19 protein-coding genes are annotated in these 16,054 nt (G+C 53.1%); all 19 read left to right on the top strand.

The window, feature by feature from the left end; all coding sequences use genetic code 11:
- The first annotated feature begins 3 nt into the window (after window positions 1-3).
- The 19 genes from fliJ to PT964_RS01145 all read left to right on the top strand — a co-directional run bounded on the left by fliJ (window position 4) and on the right by PT964_RS01145 (window position 16,038).
- Window positions 4-441, top strand: coding sequence for a flagellar export protein FliJ (gene fliJ / locus PT964_RS01235; RefSeq protein ID WP_274361481.1), 438 nt, complete (start codon window positions 4-6; stop codon window positions 439-441).
- Between the two features lie 34 nt (window positions 442-475).
- The gene (locus PT964_RS01230) at window positions 476-1,390 is read left to right on the top strand and encodes a MotE family protein (protein WP_274361480.1); all 915 of its coding nucleotides are present in this window, start codon (window positions 476-478) and stop codon (window positions 1,388-1,390) included.
- Between the two features lie 41 nt (window positions 1,391-1,431).
- Entirely contained in the window at window positions 1,432-2,922 is a 1,491-nt protein-coding gene (locus tag PT964_RS01225) for a flagellar hook-length control protein FliK (RefSeq protein WP_274361479.1), read from the top strand.
- Between the two features lie 17 nt (window positions 2,923-2,939).
- Window positions 2,940-3,398, top strand: a complete 459-nt coding sequence (locus PT964_RS01220) for a flagellar hook capping FlgD N-terminal domain-containing protein (RefSeq protein WP_274361478.1) — start codon at window positions 2,940-2,942, stop codon at window positions 3,396-3,398.
- Window positions 3,395-3,784: a TIGR02530 family flagellar biosynthesis protein gene (locus tag PT964_RS01215; RefSeq protein WP_274361477.1), complete on the top strand. Its 390-nt coding sequence runs from the start codon at window positions 3,395-3,397 to the stop codon at window positions 3,782-3,784. Before PT964_RS01220 ends, PT964_RS01215 begins: the two co-directional genes overlap by 4 nt.
- A gap of 83 nt (window positions 3,785-3,867) precedes the next feature.
- Window positions 3,868-4,686 carry a flagellar basal body rod protein FlgG gene (gene flgG / locus PT964_RS01210; protein WP_274361476.1) on the top strand — a complete coding sequence of 273 codons (819 nt, stop codon included), beginning with the start codon at window positions 3,868-3,870 and terminating at the stop codon, window positions 4,684-4,686.
- Between the two features lie 80 nt (window positions 4,687-4,766).
- Complete coding sequence (locus PT964_RS01205) at window positions 4,767-4,991, top strand: flagellar FlbD family protein (protein ID WP_274361475.1); 225 nt, start codon at window positions 4,767-4,769, stop codon at window positions 4,989-4,991.
- Window positions 4,992-4,996: 5 nt separating this feature from the next.
- Entirely contained in the window at window positions 4,997-5,467 is a 471-nt protein-coding gene (locus tag PT964_RS01200) for a flagellar basal body-associated FliL family protein (RefSeq protein WP_274361634.1), read from the top strand.
- 50 nt (window positions 5,468-5,517) lie between these two features.
- Window positions 5,518-6,516 (top strand): flagellar motor switch protein FliM, encoded by a 999-nt coding sequence (gene fliM / locus PT964_RS01195; protein ID WP_274361474.1) that lies wholly within the window; start codon window positions 5,518-5,520, stop codon window positions 6,514-6,516.
- On the top strand, window positions 6,506-7,774 hold the full coding sequence (gene fliY / locus PT964_RS01190; RefSeq protein WP_274361473.1) for a flagellar motor switch phosphatase FliY: 1,269 nt from the start codon (window positions 6,506-6,508) through the stop codon (window positions 7,772-7,774). The genes fliM and fliY overlap by 11 nt, the downstream gene beginning before the upstream one ends.
- A 75-nt stretch (window positions 7,775-7,849) precedes the next feature.
- Window positions 7,850-8,212 (top strand): response regulator, encoded by a 363-nt coding sequence (locus PT964_RS01185; RefSeq protein WP_274361472.1) that lies wholly within the window; start codon window positions 7,850-7,852, stop codon window positions 8,210-8,212.
- Between the two features lie 5 nt (window positions 8,213-8,217).
- A complete protein-coding gene (locus PT964_RS01180; protein ID WP_274361471.1) occupies window positions 8,218-8,802 on the top strand; it encodes a flagellar biosynthetic protein FliO in 585 nt (194 codons plus the stop codon).
- Window positions 8,799-9,557, top strand: coding sequence for a flagellar type III secretion system pore protein FliP (fliP, locus tag PT964_RS01175; protein ID WP_274361470.1), 759 nt, complete (start codon window positions 8,799-8,801; stop codon window positions 9,555-9,557). Before PT964_RS01180 ends, fliP begins: the two co-directional genes overlap by 4 nt.
- Before the next feature lie 21 nt (window positions 9,558-9,578).
- On the top strand, window positions 9,579-9,848 hold the full coding sequence (fliQ, locus tag PT964_RS01170) for a flagellar biosynthesis protein FliQ (RefSeq protein WP_274361469.1): 270 nt from the start codon (window positions 9,579-9,581) through the stop codon (window positions 9,846-9,848).
- Between the two features lie 13 nt (window positions 9,849-9,861).
- A complete protein-coding gene (gene fliR, locus PT964_RS01165) occupies window positions 9,862-10,644 on the top strand; it encodes a flagellar biosynthetic protein FliR (protein WP_274361468.1) in 783 nt (260 codons plus the stop codon).
- A gap of 21 nt (window positions 10,645-10,665) precedes the next feature.
- Window positions 10,666-11,754, top strand: coding sequence for a flagellar biosynthesis protein FlhB (flhB, locus tag PT964_RS01160; RefSeq protein ID WP_274361467.1), 1,089 nt, complete (start codon window positions 10,666-10,668; stop codon window positions 11,752-11,754).
- A 30-nt stretch (window positions 11,755-11,784) separates the two neighbouring features.
- A complete protein-coding gene (gene flhA, locus PT964_RS01155) occupies window positions 11,785-13,818 on the top strand; it encodes a flagellar biosynthesis protein FlhA (RefSeq protein ID WP_274361466.1) in 2,034 nt (677 codons plus the stop codon).
- Window positions 13,815-15,110 carry a flagellar biosynthesis GTPase FlhF gene (gene flhF, locus PT964_RS01150; RefSeq protein ID WP_274361465.1) on the top strand — a complete coding sequence of 432 codons (1,296 nt, stop codon included), beginning with the start codon at window positions 13,815-13,817 and terminating at the stop codon, window positions 15,108-15,110. The genes flhA and flhF overlap by 4 nt, the downstream gene beginning before the upstream one ends.
- A complete protein-coding gene (locus tag PT964_RS01145) occupies window positions 15,103-16,038 on the top strand; it encodes a MinD/ParA family protein (protein ID WP_274361464.1) in 936 nt (311 codons plus the stop codon). Before flhF ends, PT964_RS01145 begins: the two co-directional genes overlap by 8 nt.
- The last annotated feature ends 16 nt before the right edge of the window (window positions 16,039-16,054 follow it).

Raw genomic sequence — 16,054 nt, 5'->3', positions numbered from 1 at the left:
GTTATGAGATTTGCTTATCCATTGCAAAAAATCGTCGACCTCAAGGCAAATGAAAAAAAGCAGGCAGAGTCGAGTCTCTCTCAAGCGATATCGTTTCTGAACGAAGAAGAACGCAAGCGCGATGAGCTCTCGCAGGCCAAACTGTCGCTGCAGGAGCAGCTTACTGGGGAAAATGCCGAAAAGCTGGCGGTTTCCGAAATGATGCTCATCCAGCAATATATCGATCATTTGGACGACCAAATCCGAAAAACAGGAATGAGCATCGTCCAAGCGGAACGGGCCGTTGAAAGCAGGAGGCAGCAATTGACGGAGCGGATGGTCGATGAAAAGGTGTGGGTAAAAGCGCGCGAAAAGGCTCACTCCGCTCATAAGGAGCGCGTGGAGAAGCAATCGCAAAATCAGCTGGACGATCTGGCCTTGGCTAGAAGACGAAACGCATAGCGGCGGATTAGAGACAAAAAGGGGATGAAGAGCGATGCCGGAGTTGGAGGCGGAAAAATCGTACGGGTGGTTTGAACGGTTTCTCTTTTATACGCTGCCTGTGCTCTTCACGCTGCTGCTAACCGGAGTGCTGCTCACCGTTTTCGGCTACGATGTAATGAACGAGGCGCTCCGCATCGCGAACAAAATACCGGTCGTCTCCAGCGTGATTCCGGATCCGAAGCCGACGGGAGCCGAGCTGCAAAACGCAATCAAGCAAGCGGAAAGCGGGAAATCGGACGAGAAAACGTATTCGGAGGCCGAATACGTCGCTATTCAGAGAATGCTCGAAGAGAAGCAGACGCAGCTCAGTCAATTGAACGACGAAGCGATCGCGAAAGACGACCAAATCGCGAAATTGACCCAAGAGGTAAAGCGGCTTCAGGAGCGGCTGGACAGCATGACGCAGAGCGACGAAGAATATGCCGCAAGCATAAAAAACTTGGCCGATATTTACGCAAGAATGTCCCCAAGCAAGGCGGCGCCGGTTATTGAAAGCTTGACGATGAACGAGCGCGTTCTCGTCTTGAGCCGAATGAAGCAGGACAAACAAGTCGGCATTCTCGAGAAGATGGACCCGAAAATTGCGGCGGACACCTCGATTCGGCTGAAAGACGTAATGCCTGCCAAAGATTTGCAGATCGCTGCGCTTCAAGACCGATTGGAAGCGAATGCGGGAGCCAAGACGGAGGCAGGGGGAGCGCTTACGAAATCCGAAGTTAGCGATACGTTCGCGAAGATGTCCCCGGACAATGCGGCTGCGGTATTACTTGAAATGTCGAAGTCGAACCTTACGCAAGTTGTCAACATCCTTCGTTTGATGGAGCCGGCGGCGAGAGCCTCCGTCTTGAATTCGCTGACGGGCTTGTCGGAAACGCAGACGGCCAAAATTACGGCTAAGCTCGGATAGGCGTTATACGTAACTCTTGTTTTGAAAGGAGGTGAAAATAGATGAATACAGTGATGGTTTCAGCGCAGGCAGGCATGCCGAATGCAGCGTCAGCGGCCGCAGGTGCGGTTGCGGGGACGGGAATGCCGGCGGCGGGAGCGATTGCCGGGAACGGCGCGGGAACGAACGTCTCCGGTTTCGCAGCGCTATTGCTCGGATTGATTCCGACCGGCGATACCGAATCGGCGGCAACGACCCCGCTCTTGTCTCTTTCGCTCCCGACATCCGCTGTCCCGGTGCCTTCCGAGGCTGAAGGCGATTCGGCGGACGAAGCGGATGCGCTCGCGGCGATGCTTGACCGGCTGGCCCAAATGATCGAAGCGATGCCGAGCGACTGGAAGCAGCAATTTATTGCATGGGCTCCGGTTCAGACGTGGATGGGATCTGCGAATATCGAGCTTGCCTTGTTGTCGGGCGATTTGTCTGCGTTATCCGGCTTGTCGCCGAATCAAGAGCAATCGAACGGCTCCGGGCGTCCCGAAGCGAATCCTGCGTATGAGTTCATGACCGTGCTCGCGAAGCTTTCCGAAGCGTTAACCCAAAGCGGAGGCAATGCTCAACTGCAGCAGGTCGCAGCCGACGTTAAGAAAGTGACGGCCGATTTTATTACGGCGTTTCAATCGATGACGACGCTTGATGCAGACGTCAACGATTCGGCCGCTCAAACGAAGAACGCAGCGGGCGGCTTATTCCGGCGTACGGGGTCCGATATGTTGCGTCAAAGCGCTTCGGCGCAGCTTGCGCAGATGAACGGCAATATTTCGCTGGAAGCCGATCAGAAAACGGCCGGACCAGGCGCCACTGCGGCAAGCACCCATTTGGCGGCGATCGATTCCAAGTTTTCCGCCGTGAAGCTCGCGCTCATCTCCGAGTCGGGACAGCAAAGCTCATCTGATCGCAATGCTTACGGAGGCTCCTCCGAGCAAGCCGACAACAATTCGTTTACGGGATTGGTAACGGATGCAGGCAAAGCGTTGAATGCGACGGCGGCGCCAAAAGGCGAGGCGATTCCGCAGTCCATGAATGCGGAAGCGTTCGCGGACGAAATGGCGGATTGGATGCTGAAGCAGTCTTTGGGCGGCAAGAGCGGCATCTTGACCGAAGCGAAAATCATGCTCAAGCCTGAACATTTAGGTCAGCTGGAAGTTAAGCTTTCAATGCATAACGGGCAGCTGGTCGCTCTATTCCATACGGAATCGGCAGCCGCAAAGGATATGCTCGAGTCGAACCTTGCGGCGCTTCGGATGAATTTGTCCAGCAGCGGCGTTCAGGTTGAAAAGCTGGAAGTATCGCAGCAGCAGGCGGCTCAAGGCTCCGGTCTTTTTGGACAAGAGGGCAAACAGCGACAAGGAGCTGAGCGCGACTCCCGGCAGTCCAAGAAGCGGGAAGCGGAAGGGATAGATGAGTGGGCTGAAACGCTCGGACTTCGCCTGGATGAGACGGAAGGAAAGCGAGTCCGCTCGTACGGAAGCTCGTTCCACGCTACCGCGTAACCGGAGGTGAAACAACAATGGCGGATCAAACGACCGTTACGGGAACAAAAAACGTTTGGCCTTATTATGCGAAAGGAAACGTATCGTCTACGAAGGGCAAGAACGGCAACGAGCTCGGGAAAGACGAATTTTTACATATCCTGATCACCCAGATCAAAAATCAAGACCCGATGCAGCCGTTGCAAGACCGGGAGTTTATCGCCCAGATGGCGCAGTTCTCCTCCGTCGAGCAGCTCATGAACATGGGGAAGGAGCTCACGCTGCTTAGGCAGTCGTTCGGTTTTTCTTCTTCGTTGATCGGCAAATCGGTCACATGGAACGTCTTCGACGAAACCGGCGCCGTAAGCGGTGTGAAGACGGGAATCGTGGATGCGATTGTCATGAAGGACGGAAAGCAGTTTTTCAAAAGCGGTACCGAAGAAGCGGAGCTTGATACAATCGTCAAGATTGAACGAGGGGAGGAGGCGGCTGAATGACGGACCGAATTTCCGCTTACCGTCTATATCCTCAATCGATCCATGCGGGATTGCTAAAGCCGCAAGCGAAGCCTCAGGAACGGAAGGATGCGAATCCGGCATCGACGTTCCAAAGCATGCTCGACCAAAAGCTCGTTCATTTCAGCAGCCATGCGGAGCAGCGATTGGTTCAAAGGGGCATCCGTCTCGGAGAGGAGCAGCTTGAAAAGCTCGGAGGAGCTATCGACAAGGCGGCGTCCAAAGGCGCTAAGGAATCGTTGGTGCTGTTTGAAGACATGGCGTTCATCGTCAATGTTAAAAATCGGACGGTCGTAACGGCGATGGACGATGCCGCAATGCAAAATCACGTATTTACGCAAATCGACAGCACCGTATTGGTGCGTTGAGGGTTGGACCGATTCAGGGGACCCTGTCACGCGGATCGACGGAAGCGTGGCGTTAATTCATCAATGTAGGAGGATTACCATTTATGCTTAGATCATTATACTCCGGTATTTCGGGTATGCGCGGGTTCCAAACAAAGCTCGACGTGATCGGCAACAATATCGCCAACGTGAACACGATCGGCTTTAAATCCGGCCGTGTCATGTTCAAAGATATTTTGAGCCAGACCGTATCCGGAATTACCGCGCCGGAGGAAGGGGCGCGCGGCGGCGTGAATGCGAAGCAGATCGGACTCGGGGTAACGATCGGTTCGATCGACACGATTCATACGCCTGGCAGCGCAATGACGACCAACGTCGTCACCGACCTTCGGATTGACGGAGACGGATTTTTCGCCGTTTCCGCGTCGGAAGACCAAGAGGTTCCGTATTTGACGCGTGCGGGCAACTTTACGCTTGACGGCAACCGGCAATTGGTAACGGCCGACGGCTTGTTCGTCCAAACGGTTGGCGGAGGGAATATCGTTCTCGACGCGGAGGTGACGGCATTCTCCATCGCTCAGGACGGTTCGATCATCGCCGTTAATGCGGACGGCACAAGTGCGCCGACCGGCTTTCAAGTCGGTGTCGTAAAGGTGGCGAACCCGGGGGCGCTGGAAAAAATCGGCGGCAACCTGTATCGGGTGAACGCCAACGCTCATCCGGAGGACATTGAAGTCGTCGCCGCCAATGACGCGGAAGCGGGCACCGGCGCCGTTATTTCCGGTCAGTTGGAAATGTCGAACGTCGATTTAACGAACGAGTTTACGGAAATGATCGTCGCGCAGCGCGGCTTCCAGGCAAACTCCCGGATCATTACCACTTCGGACGAAGTGCTGCAAGAGGTAGTGAACCTGAAACGATAAGGATGATTGGCAGACGCAGCGCTAGAGGAGGCAATGGCTTCTTCTAGCGCGGCGCCGTAAGCCGCTGGGAGGGAACTAGCTTGATTACCGTAACCCGCCTGAACGGTTCGAAAGTAACCGTCAATGCACTATTTATTGAAACGATCGAAGAAACTCCGGATACGATTCTAACGCTAACCACCGGCAAAAAAATCGTCGTTACCGAAAGGTCGGACGAGGTCGTCCGGTTGGTGAAAGCTTATTTGCAAGGAATCGGAATCGCCAGAGCGATCGTCGATTTCCAACATTCGGAGGGGTCCCAGTGAGAAAAATGCTGCCTTGGCTCATCGTCATTTTGCTTGCCGTAACGCTCATCGTCGGCGCCGCATTCGTGCTTTGGAATCAATTCCAGCGCGAATCGACTCCCCAAGACCCGAGGGAAGCGGCGAAGGAGAGCGCCAACATGGCCGAAGCGGAATACGTGAGTGCCGAAAAGCTGAAGGACATGACGTTCGCTATCGACGATGTCATCGCGAATTTGTCGGATCAATCTTATTTTGTGAATGCAAGCTTTACTTTCGAGCTGGACAGCAAGGAAGCCAAGACGGAATTCGAAATGATACAGTTTAAAGTAAAAGACGTCATCAACACGACGCTTTCCGATCTGAAGCCGGAGCAAGTCAAAGGCAGCGCAGGCATCGACAATATGAGCTCCGTGCTGATAAACCGGACGAACGAGCTGCTCCACAAAGGTAAGGTCAGACATGTTTACGTCACAAAGTTGATCGTTACCGAGCAGTAAAAGACAAACGTGCCTGAGCCTGATTCCGTTTATAAAGAGGGTGAACCCCAATGGTTGACGTACTTTCGCAAAACGAGATAGACGCCTTGCTGGCGGCTTTGTCGTCAGGCGAAATGGACGCTGAGGAGCTTAAAAAAGAGGATACGCAGAAAAAGATCCGGTCATACGATTTCAAGCGTGCGATGCGGTTCTCTAAAGAGCACCTGCGAAGTCTGACAAGAATCCATGAAAACTTCGCCCGGTTTTTGACAACGTATTTTTCGGCGCAGCTTCGGACCTTCGTACAAATCAGCGTCGTTCAGGTCGAACAGCTTCCGTACGATGAATTCATCCGGTCTATTCCGAAGATGACGATCTTAAACATCTTCGAAGCCGACCCGCTCGAAGGACGGATGGTGCTCGAGGTTCATCCGAACGTCGCGTTCGCGATGGTCGACCGTTTGTTGGGCGGAACCGGCACTTCTCCGTCAAAGATCACGAACTTGACGGAAATTGAAACGATTGTTATGGAGCGTATTTTCAGCAAAGCTTTCGACAGCTTGCAGGAGGCTTGGAAAACCGTTATCGATTTGCAGCCTCGGCTTGAGGCGCTGGAGACGAACCCGCAATTTATGCAAATCGTCTCCCCGAACGAAACGATCGCATTAATTTCACTCAGTACGAAAATCGGTGATACGACCGGAATGATAAACTTATGTATTCCGCATGTCGTGCTCGAACCGATTATGCCGAGATTGTCCGTAAACAATTTGTTTTTCTCGCAAAAGAAAACACGCGCCCCTGAAGAGATAGAGGTGCTCCAGGAAAGGCTGCACCGGGCTAAACTGCCGATTATTGCGGAACTCGGAACGACGCAAATTTCTGTGCGCGAGTTTCTCAATCTTGCAGCGGGAGACGTCATCGCTTTGCAGAAACCGATCGATAAGGGGCTTGACATAAAGATTGGAGATCGGTGGAAGTTCATTGGTAATCCTGGTACGGTCAAAGGCCGGCTGGCCGTTCAAATTACGGACATTGTGACCGAAGGAGAAGAAAAGAATGACGAATAAAGATTACTTATCCCAAGAGGAGATCGACGCGCTGCTTCGCCAGTCGTCCGAAATGTCGGATGCGGACAGCTTTTCGGGTTCGGAACTTTCTCCTTCATTAGACGGGCTCTTAACCGAAATGGAAAAGGACGCGTTGGGCGAAATCGGCAATATCACGTTCGGAAGCGCGGCGACTGCTTTATCTACGCTGCTTGGCCGCAAGGTTGATATAACGACGCCGAAAGTTTCCGTCATTCCAACAACGGATCTTTCCAACGAATATCCTAAGCCTCACGTCGCGGTTTCCGTCAATTATGTCGACGGCTTCCAAGGAATCAATATGCTCGTGATCAGAACGACGGACGCGCAAATTATCGCGGATTTGATGCTTGGCGGCGACGGGCAGCCGAACGAAGCGGCCGAATTGAACGAAATTCATATCAGTGCGGTTCAAGAAGCCATGAACCAGATGATGGGCTCCTCCGCAACGTCCATGTCGACCATCTTTAACCGATTCGTCAATATTTCGCCACCCGGGATCGATATTCTTACGTTCGACAAACGGGAGGACAGCAAATTTCTTTCCGAAGACGCATTGGTGCAAATTAAGTTCCGATTGATCATCGGCGATTTGATCGATTCCAACATTATGCAGCTCCTGCCGATTTCCTTCGCGAAAGAGCTCGTTTCCACCTTGATGGGGGGGGAACAGCCTGCAAGCGCACCCGTGAGCGCGCCGGCTTCCCAGCCTCAGACGGCCTCGGCGCCCACGCCTCCGCCGCCAAGGCAGGAAAGCGTCCAACCGCCTGCTTATGCGACCGGATACGATCAAACTGCCGCTGCGGCAAATAGTTATCCGCCGCAGTCCTACCCGCCGCAGCAGCACATGGGCTATCCGCCGCCGCAGCCGATGGGCTATCCGCCGCAGCCTGCGCATTACGGACAAAGCTTGCCGCCGCGAAGCGTACAGCAAGCCCAATTTTCGGATTTGGCGCCGGGCGGGATGACAGCCCCCGATAACCCGAATTTAAACCTGCTGCTCGATATACCGCTGAAGGTGACGGTTGAATTGGGCAGAACGCAGAGGTTGATCAAAGATATTCTTGAACTGTCTCAAGGCTCGATCATCGAGCTGGACAAGCTAGCAGGCGAGCCGGTCGACATCTTGGTCAACAACAAGCTGATTGCCAAAGGCGAGGTTGTCGTCATCGACGAAAACTTCGGCGTGCGCGTAACCGACATCGTCAGCCAGTGGGACAGGATTCAAAAGCTGCAGTAATTCCTTTCTGGCTGAAAACATTGCAGCAAGAGCGCGAACATAAAAAAATATACACAAAAAGGAAGGAACTTTGTGATGGCAAACAAGATACTAGTGGTAGATGACGCGGCGTTCATGCGCATGATGATTAAGGATATTTTGACGAAGAACGGCTACGAGGTCGTGGCGGAAGCGGCGGACGGCGCGCAAGCGATCGAGAAATTCAAAGAATTTCGGCCCGATCTGATTACGATGGATATTACGATGCCGGAGATGGATGGAATAACCGCGCTGAAAGAAATCAAAAAGGTGGACCCGTCAGCGAAAGTCATTATGTGCTCCGCCATGGGCCAGCAGGCGATGGTCATTGACGCCATTCAAGCCGGCGCTAAAGATTTTATCGTAAAACCGTTCCAAGCGGATCGAGTGATTGAAGCGATCAAGAAAACGTTGGGATAAGCTGTATGAACCGCTTTTCTGGGACCTCATTATGGTTGAGCGCGGAAGCGCCTCCCGAGACGTTAGGGTCTGGGTTTGACGCGACGAATTTTTACGGAAGCATCCTTCAAGTCATTATCGCGCTTGCCGTAATCATCGGCATTATTGTTTTGCTTATCCGCTTCCTGGCGAAGAGAAACAAACAGTGGGCCGCAAACCGTTCCATGCGTATTCTGGGCGGAGTTACACTGGGCCAAAACAAATCGATGCAAATCGTTGAAATCGGCGATGCCGTATATATTGTGGGGATCGGCGACAATATTACGCTGCTGGACAAAATTTCCGAACCGGAAGCCGTCGAGGAGCTGTTGTTGTCCATCGAAGGCACTCGTTCCGCCGCATCGGCGCCGTTCTCGTTCGATCTTTCGCGATGGATGTCCCAGCTTCGCGCCGGCGGCGCGAAGGCGGAGGAGAAGGAAGAGATGGACTCGGCCGTCGCATTTAAGGATCTCTTGCAATCGAGACTAAAGAACGTAACGAATCGGAAGGATCTTTTGCGGGATATGGCCGGCGACGCTGAAGAGCAAAGGCGGGATAACGAAACACCATGAGAATATTGCCTGTCGTCGTCGCACTAATCGTCGCTTTATTGTCCTTCTCTCCGGAAACCGCCGTTGCGGCGCAATCGCCGATTCCCGGTGTCGACGTGACGATCGGAACGTCGGACGAGCCTGCCGATGTATCGTCAACACTCAGCATTGTACTGCTGATCACGATACTTAGCTTAGCACCGGCCATCTTAATAATGATGACGAGCTTTACCCGGATCGTCATCGTTCTCGGCTTCGTGCGAACGTCGCTCGCAACGCAGCAAATGCCGCCCAATCAAGTGCTTATCGGGCTTGCCTTGTTTTTGACCTTCTTCGTCATGGCGCCGACATTCGGCCAGGTGAACGATACGGCCCTGCAGCCGTATTTGAGGGGAGAGCTGACCCAGATGCAGGCGCTCAATCAGGCCGCGATCCCGATGAAGGAGTTTATGTGGAAGCATACGCGGCCGAACGATTTAAAGCTGTTTTTGGATTATTCCAAATCGCCGAGACCTACATCTTATAAGGATACGCCCATTACGGTCATGGTTCCGGCATTCGCCATAAGCGAGCTGCGAACGGCCTTTACGATGGGTCTGATGATTTTCATACCGTTCCTCATTATCGATATGGTCGTGTCAAGCACGTTAATGGCGATGGGGATGATGATGCTTCCGCCGGTCATGATTTCGCTGCCGTTCAAGATTTTGCTGTTTATTCTCGTTGACGGCTGGTACCTGATTGTAAAATCGCTGCTTATGAGCTTTAATCCATAAATACGTTCGGAGTGATTGCCGATGAGGTCGGACACGGTCATCCGCATTGCCGGAGAATCGATATATACGGTGCTTTTAGTCAGCGCTCCGATGCTGGTTTTGGCGCTGGTCGTCGGTTTGATCATCAGCGTGTTTCAAGCGACGACGCAAATCCAAGAGCAGACGCTTGCATTCGTGCCCAAAATCGTAGTCGTCCTGTTGGCGATTTTGTTTTTCGGTCCGTGGATGCTGTCGAAGCTGGTCAGCTTTACGTTTAACATTTTCGACAACCTGTATCGGTTTGTAGGATAGGGCTGGGAAGTTCATGGAGCTCGCACTTTCCTTTTTACCGAATTTGCTCCTTATTTTCTGCAGACTGACCGGTTTTTTCGTCACGGCGCCGGTTTTTTCTTCAAGAAATAACGTTCCGATGCAATTTCGAATCGGACTTTCCGTATTCATTTCGCTTCTCGTCTTTCTTTCGGCCGGGACGCAAACGCCGATTCCTATGGATTCGGATTATGCGCTGTATGTCATCCGCGAATCGCTGATCGGCGTCCTTTTAGGATTTATCGCTTATATGTTTTTTACCGTCGTTCAGATTGCCGGCTCTTTTATCGATATGCAGATGGGCTTCGGCATTGCGAACGTGATCGACCCGATGACGGGTGCGCAAACGCCGGTTTTCGGAAGCTTTAAGTATATTGTCGGCACGCTTATTTTCTTTTCCATCAACGGACATCATTACTTGCTGGCTGCGATTTTGGACAGCTATCAAGCGATTCCGCTGGAAAACCGCTTTTTTGAAATTTACGCTTCCGGAACGGTCACCGAGCTGCTTGTCAAAAGCCTGGTCGTCGGTTTTACGATCGCTTTCCAAATGGCGGCGCCGATCGTTGCGTCCATGTTTCTAATCGACGTCGCACTCGGCATTTTGACGAAGACATCCCCGCAATTCAACATCTTTGTTGTGGGCATGCCGCTGAAAATTATCGCCGGTTTGTTTTTGACGTTTTTGCTTGTTCCGACGTTTTTAACGATCTTTCAGCATTTGTTCGGAACGATGTTCGATCACTTGTTTGAACTGCTGCGGCTTCTTCGCAGCTAAACCGTCTCGAGGGGGATCTTTGTGGCGCGGTACCGTTACGTTCTCAATCTGCAGCTGTTCTCCCAGGAAAAAACGGAACCGGCTACGCCCAAGAAGCGGCAGGAAGCCCGTCAAAAAGGTCAAGTAGCCAAAAGCATGGAGCTGCCGGGAGCGGTCATAATGCTGGGCGGCTTTAGCTTTCTCGCGATGTACGGTTCGTATATGGGCGAGAAAATTGTCGGACTGTTTGCGGCCCCGCTTCGGGAATACATGCTCTGGGAAGCGACCGAGCAGAACGTAATAACGATATTTTCGCAGATCGGCTGGCAATTGTTGCTTCTAATGCTTCCGATTATGGGACTTGCCGTGCTGCTGGCGGTCGTCTCCAACTATATGCAGGTCGGATTTATGCTGACGGGCGAACCGCTCAAGATGAAGCTGGAGAAGCTTAATCCGATCAAAGGCGCGAAAAATATTTTTTCCATGAAATCGCTGATCGAGTTTTTGAAATCGATCGTTAAACTGACCGTCATCGGCTTGATCGTCTTCGCCGTGTTATGGGGCGAGAAGACGAAGATGCTGACCCTAAGCACGATGCCGCTGGAATCGCTGTTTTCCTATATTGCTGGCATTACGCTTCGTCTCGGGCTGCTGATCGGCGGAGCGCTCGTCGTCATCGCCGCGTTCGATTACGCCTTTCAACGGTTCGAATTCGAGAAAAGCATTCGCATGTCCAAGCAGGATATCAAGGACGAATACAAGAAAACCGAGGGCGACCCGCTCATTAAAGGGAAAATTCGGGAGAAGCAGCGGAGAATGGCCATGCAGCGCATGATGCAGGAGGTTCCGAAGGCCGATGTCGTCATAACGAACCCGACGCACTTTGCCGTCGCCATCCGCTATGACAATAAAATAATGGAAGCGCCGCAAGTGATCGCAAAGGGCGCGGATTATGTGGCGCTGCGCATAAAGCAAACCGCGAAAGACAGCGGCGTTACGTTAATGGAGAATAAACCGCTGGCAAGAGCTCTTTATGCGGAGGTCGAGATCGGGGAAACGATTCCGCAGCAGCTGTTCCAAGCTGTGGCTGAAGTGCTGGCTTATGTGTATAAATTGAAAGGCAAAAAATAATCCGCTGACGGAAGAGAGGAGGGGCTTCGGATGAAAATGAAGGACGTCGGCGTATTGGTCGGCATTATCAGCATTGTACTGATGATGGTCGTGCCGATCCCGCCGCTGCTTTTGGACTTTTTGTTAATCGTAAATATTTCGCTTGCGCTGACGATGTTGCTTGTCGCGATGAATACGAAAGAGGCGCTCCAATTTTCCATCTTCCCTTCTCTTCTGTTGATTACGACGCTGTTTCGGCTTGGGTTAAACGTTTCGACGACGCGGAACATTTTGTCGGAAGGCCATGCGGGAGAGGTCGTCAAGACGTTCGGCTCGTTCGTAGCCGGCGGAAATATCGCGGTCGGCTTTATCGTGTTTCTCATTCTGGTCATCGTGCAGTTTATCGTCATTACGAAAGGCTCGGAACGCGTCGCCGAGGTCGGCGCTCGCTTCACCCTCGACGCGATGCCCGGCAAACAGATGAGCATCGACGCCGATTTGAACTCAGGCTTGATTAACGAACAGCAAGCGCGGGAGCGCCGAAAGAAGATCGAGCAGGAAGCGGACTTTTACGGCGCGATGGACGGTGCCAGCAAATTCGTTAAAGGCGACGCCATCGCTTCGATCATCATTTTGATCATCAACATATGCGGCGGCTTGATCATCGGCATGTCGATGAAGGGGATGCCGTTCGGAGATGCGGTCGAACATTATTCCATCCTGACGATCGGCGACGGTCTCGTCAGCCAAATTCCTGCGCTGCTCATTTCGACGGCTGCGGGCTTAATCGTTACCCGCGCCGCCTCCGAAGACAATCTGGCCAGCGATATTACGAATCAAATTTTTTCGTATCCGCGTCTGTTGTATATTGTTGCCGGCACGTTGACGCTGCTTGGCTTTTTTACGCCGATCGGCCCGATGCGGACTTTGCCGATTGCGGCCGTGCTGGCGGTGGCCGCATTCCGAACGGAACGCGCGCAGAAGCGTAAGGTGGTCGAGGATGAAATGCTTGTAGAGGAGCAGCAGATCGAAGAGGTGCGAAGCCCCGAAAGCGTCGTAAACTTGCTGCAGGTCGATCCGATCGAGTTCGAGTTCGGCTACGGATTGATTCCGCTGGCCGACACGCAGCAGGGAGGCGACTTGCTCGATCGAATCATTATGATCCGCAGGCAATGCGCGCTCGAGCTCGGTCTCGTAGTGCCCGTCATTCGGATTCGAGATAACATTCAGCTGAGGCCGAACGAGTACGTCATTAAAATCAAAGGAAATCCGATCGCGAAAGGCGAGCTGCTGCTCAATCATTATTTGGCGATGAGCCCCGGCTTCGACGACGACAGCGTAACCGGCATCGAGACGACCGAGCCGGCATTCGGATTGCCGGCGCTGTGGATCGACGAGCAAATGAAAGAAAGGGCGGAGCTTTCCGGCTATACGGTCGTAGATCCGCCCTCCGTAGTGGCGACTCATTTGACCGAAACGATCAAGCGCCACGCCCACGAGCTGATCGGCCGCCAAGAGACGAAATCGCTCGTCGACAATCTCAAAGAATCGTATCCTGCGATTGTGGACGAACTGATTCCGAACGTGCTTTCGATCGGAGACGTCCAAAAGGTGCTCGCCAAGCTGCTGAAGGAGAAAGTTTCGATCCGGGATTTGGTCACGATTTTCGAGACGCTCGCCGATTACGGAACGTATACAAAGGATCATGACGTATTGACCGAATATGTGAGACAAAACTTGTCAAGGCAAATTACACAGCAGTTTACGGACGGAGGCGAAATGCTTCGCGTCGTTACGGTCGGGCCGGCGCTCGAGAAGAAAATTGCAGAAGCCGTTCAGCAGACCGATCACGGCAGCTACTTGGCCATGGACCCGGTCAGCTCCCAAACGATCGTTCAGAAAATCGCGGAGCAGGCGTCAAAGCTGCTGCAAAGCGGGAATACGCCGATAATACTGACTTCGCCGACGATCCGTATGTATTTAAGGCAGCTGCTTGAGCGTACGATGCAGGACATCACGGTGCTGTCGTACAGCGAGCTTGAACCGAATGTCGAAGTACAAAGCGTAGGGGTGGTGAATGTATGAAGGTGAAAAAATATGTGGTCGATTCCATGCCCGACGCTCTTCAAAAAATTCGCAGCGAGCTCGGCAAGGACGCCGTCATTATCAATACGAAGGAAATTCGGGTAGGCGGCATTCTCGGCATGTTCGCCAAGAAAAAAATCGAAGTGATCGCGGCGACCGACGGAAGTACGGAGCCGCGGCCGCCGCAGTCTGCGGCGGTGCGGCGGAGCCCCGCGGCAATGCCGGCAGGGGAGCTGCCGCTTTCGCGCCCGATGCCCGCCGCTGAGCCTCGCGCCGGAATTTCCGTTCAGGCCGCTCAAGCTCCCGCTGCGTCGGTGCCGGCGGAGCAAACGGCGGAAATGCGGGGGCACTTTGCGAAGCCGTCGGGACCGGAAGCATATCCCAAGTCAGCCGCTCCGAGCCGCGGTAGTGAAGATGCGCTGCTCGAAGAAATGAAGCAAATGAAAGATATGATGCGGAAGATCGCCGCCGGCGGAGTGCAGGAAGACCCGAAACCGAGTCTTCCTGAGCCGTTCGAACGGTTGAATAGCATCCTGCTGGAGCACGAGGTGCGTCCCGATATCGCCAGGTCGTTGATCGAAGCGGCAATCGGGGACGAGCCTGAAGCCGAACGCTCTGAAGCCGAGGCGCGGGCGGCGGTCAAGAACGAGGTTCTCAAGCTGCTGTACCGGCAAGGCGCGGAACCGATTTTGCAGGACACGCGAATTGCGCATTTCGTCGGTCCGACAGGTGTCGGCAAGACGACGTCCATCGCGAAGCTTGCGGCCGAACAGGTGCTGAAGCATAAACGGAAGGCCGGGTTTATTACTTCGGATACGTACAGAATCGCCGCGGTCGAGCAGCTGCGCACCTATGCGAACATTTTGAACATACCGCTCGAGGTCGTATTTTCACCGCTCGATTTGCCGAAAGCGTACGAAAGGCTGAAGGATTGCGACATTATTTTCATGGATACGGCAGGGCGAAACTTCCGGAACGAAATGTACGTTTCCGAGCTGAATACGCTGCTGCAATCCGAGGCGCGGCGCGAAACGTATTTGGTGCTCAGTCTCAGCATGAAATATAACGACATGAGAGCGATCACGAACAATTTTTCGAAATTCGGGCTGCATAAAGTGTTGTTTACAAAGGCGGACGAAACGGTGACGTTCGGTTCGGTGATCAACTTGCTTCATGACTATCCGCTGTCGTTGTCCTATATTACAGACGGCCAGAACGTACCCGACGATATTCGGCCGGTAAACGCAGAGGCGCTGGCCGACCGGCTTGTGGAGGAACCGCAACATGAATGACCAAGCGCAGTCCTTGCGAAATTTGGTTCAACATCAAGATCAGCTTCGCGAGGATCGTACGAACCGGATGGAGCAGCCGGAACACCCGGAACAGCCGATTGATCGCGGCGATCTATTAAAAACCCGAATATTAACGATCACTAGCGGCAAAGGCGGAGTGGGGAAATCGAACTTTACGATCAATTTCGCTTTGTCTTTGCAGGAGCGCGGGTACAAGGCGCTTGTATTCGACGCCGATATCGGCATGGCGAATATCGATGTGCTGATGGGCGCGTCTCCGAAATATAACCTGTACCACCTGTTGAAGCGCGAAAGAACGATTCATGAAATCATTCACCGCGCGGACAACGGACTTCAGTTCATAGCAGGGGGCTCCGGCTTCAACGATCTGATGTCGCTTTCGGAATCGGAAATCAATTATTTCTCCGATCAGGTAAATTTGCTGAACGGAACCGTGGACTTCATCTTATTCGATACGGGTGCCGGTTTATCCAAGGAAACGCTCAAATTTATCGCCGCCGCGGAGCAAACGATCGTCGTAACGACGCCGGAGCCGACCTCGATCACCGACGCGTATGCGATTATCAAGATGGTGCACTCCATGGAGCCGGAAGTGAAGTTCCAGCTAGTCGTCAACCGGGTAACCGACGGGAAGGAAGGCAAGCAGACGGCCGATAAAATCGCCATGGTGGCAAAACAATTTTTGCAGGTGGAGCTCCCGACATTAGGGTACGTACCGGATGATGCGAATGTCATGAAAGCGGTCAAGAGGCAGGTTCCGTTTTCCTTACTGTTCCCGGATACGCCGGCCGCCCTCGGAATTCGCGCCGTTGCCGATCGGTTTTTATTGTCCAAGCCGTTGGCTGAAGAAACGCCGGGCGGCGGGGTGAAAAGATTTTTGAACCGAATGCTCGGCTTTCTGAAATAATCCGAAAGGCACATAT

The sequence above is a fragment of the Paenibacillus thermotolerans genome (genome assembly GCF_028745515.1).
Classification (GTDB): Bacteria; Bacillota; Bacilli; order Paenibacillales; family YIM-B00363; genus Paenibacillus_AE; species Paenibacillus_AE thermotolerans.
Note: the sequence above shows the minus strand (reverse complement) of the source record. Positions and strands in the feature narration are given on the sequence as shown.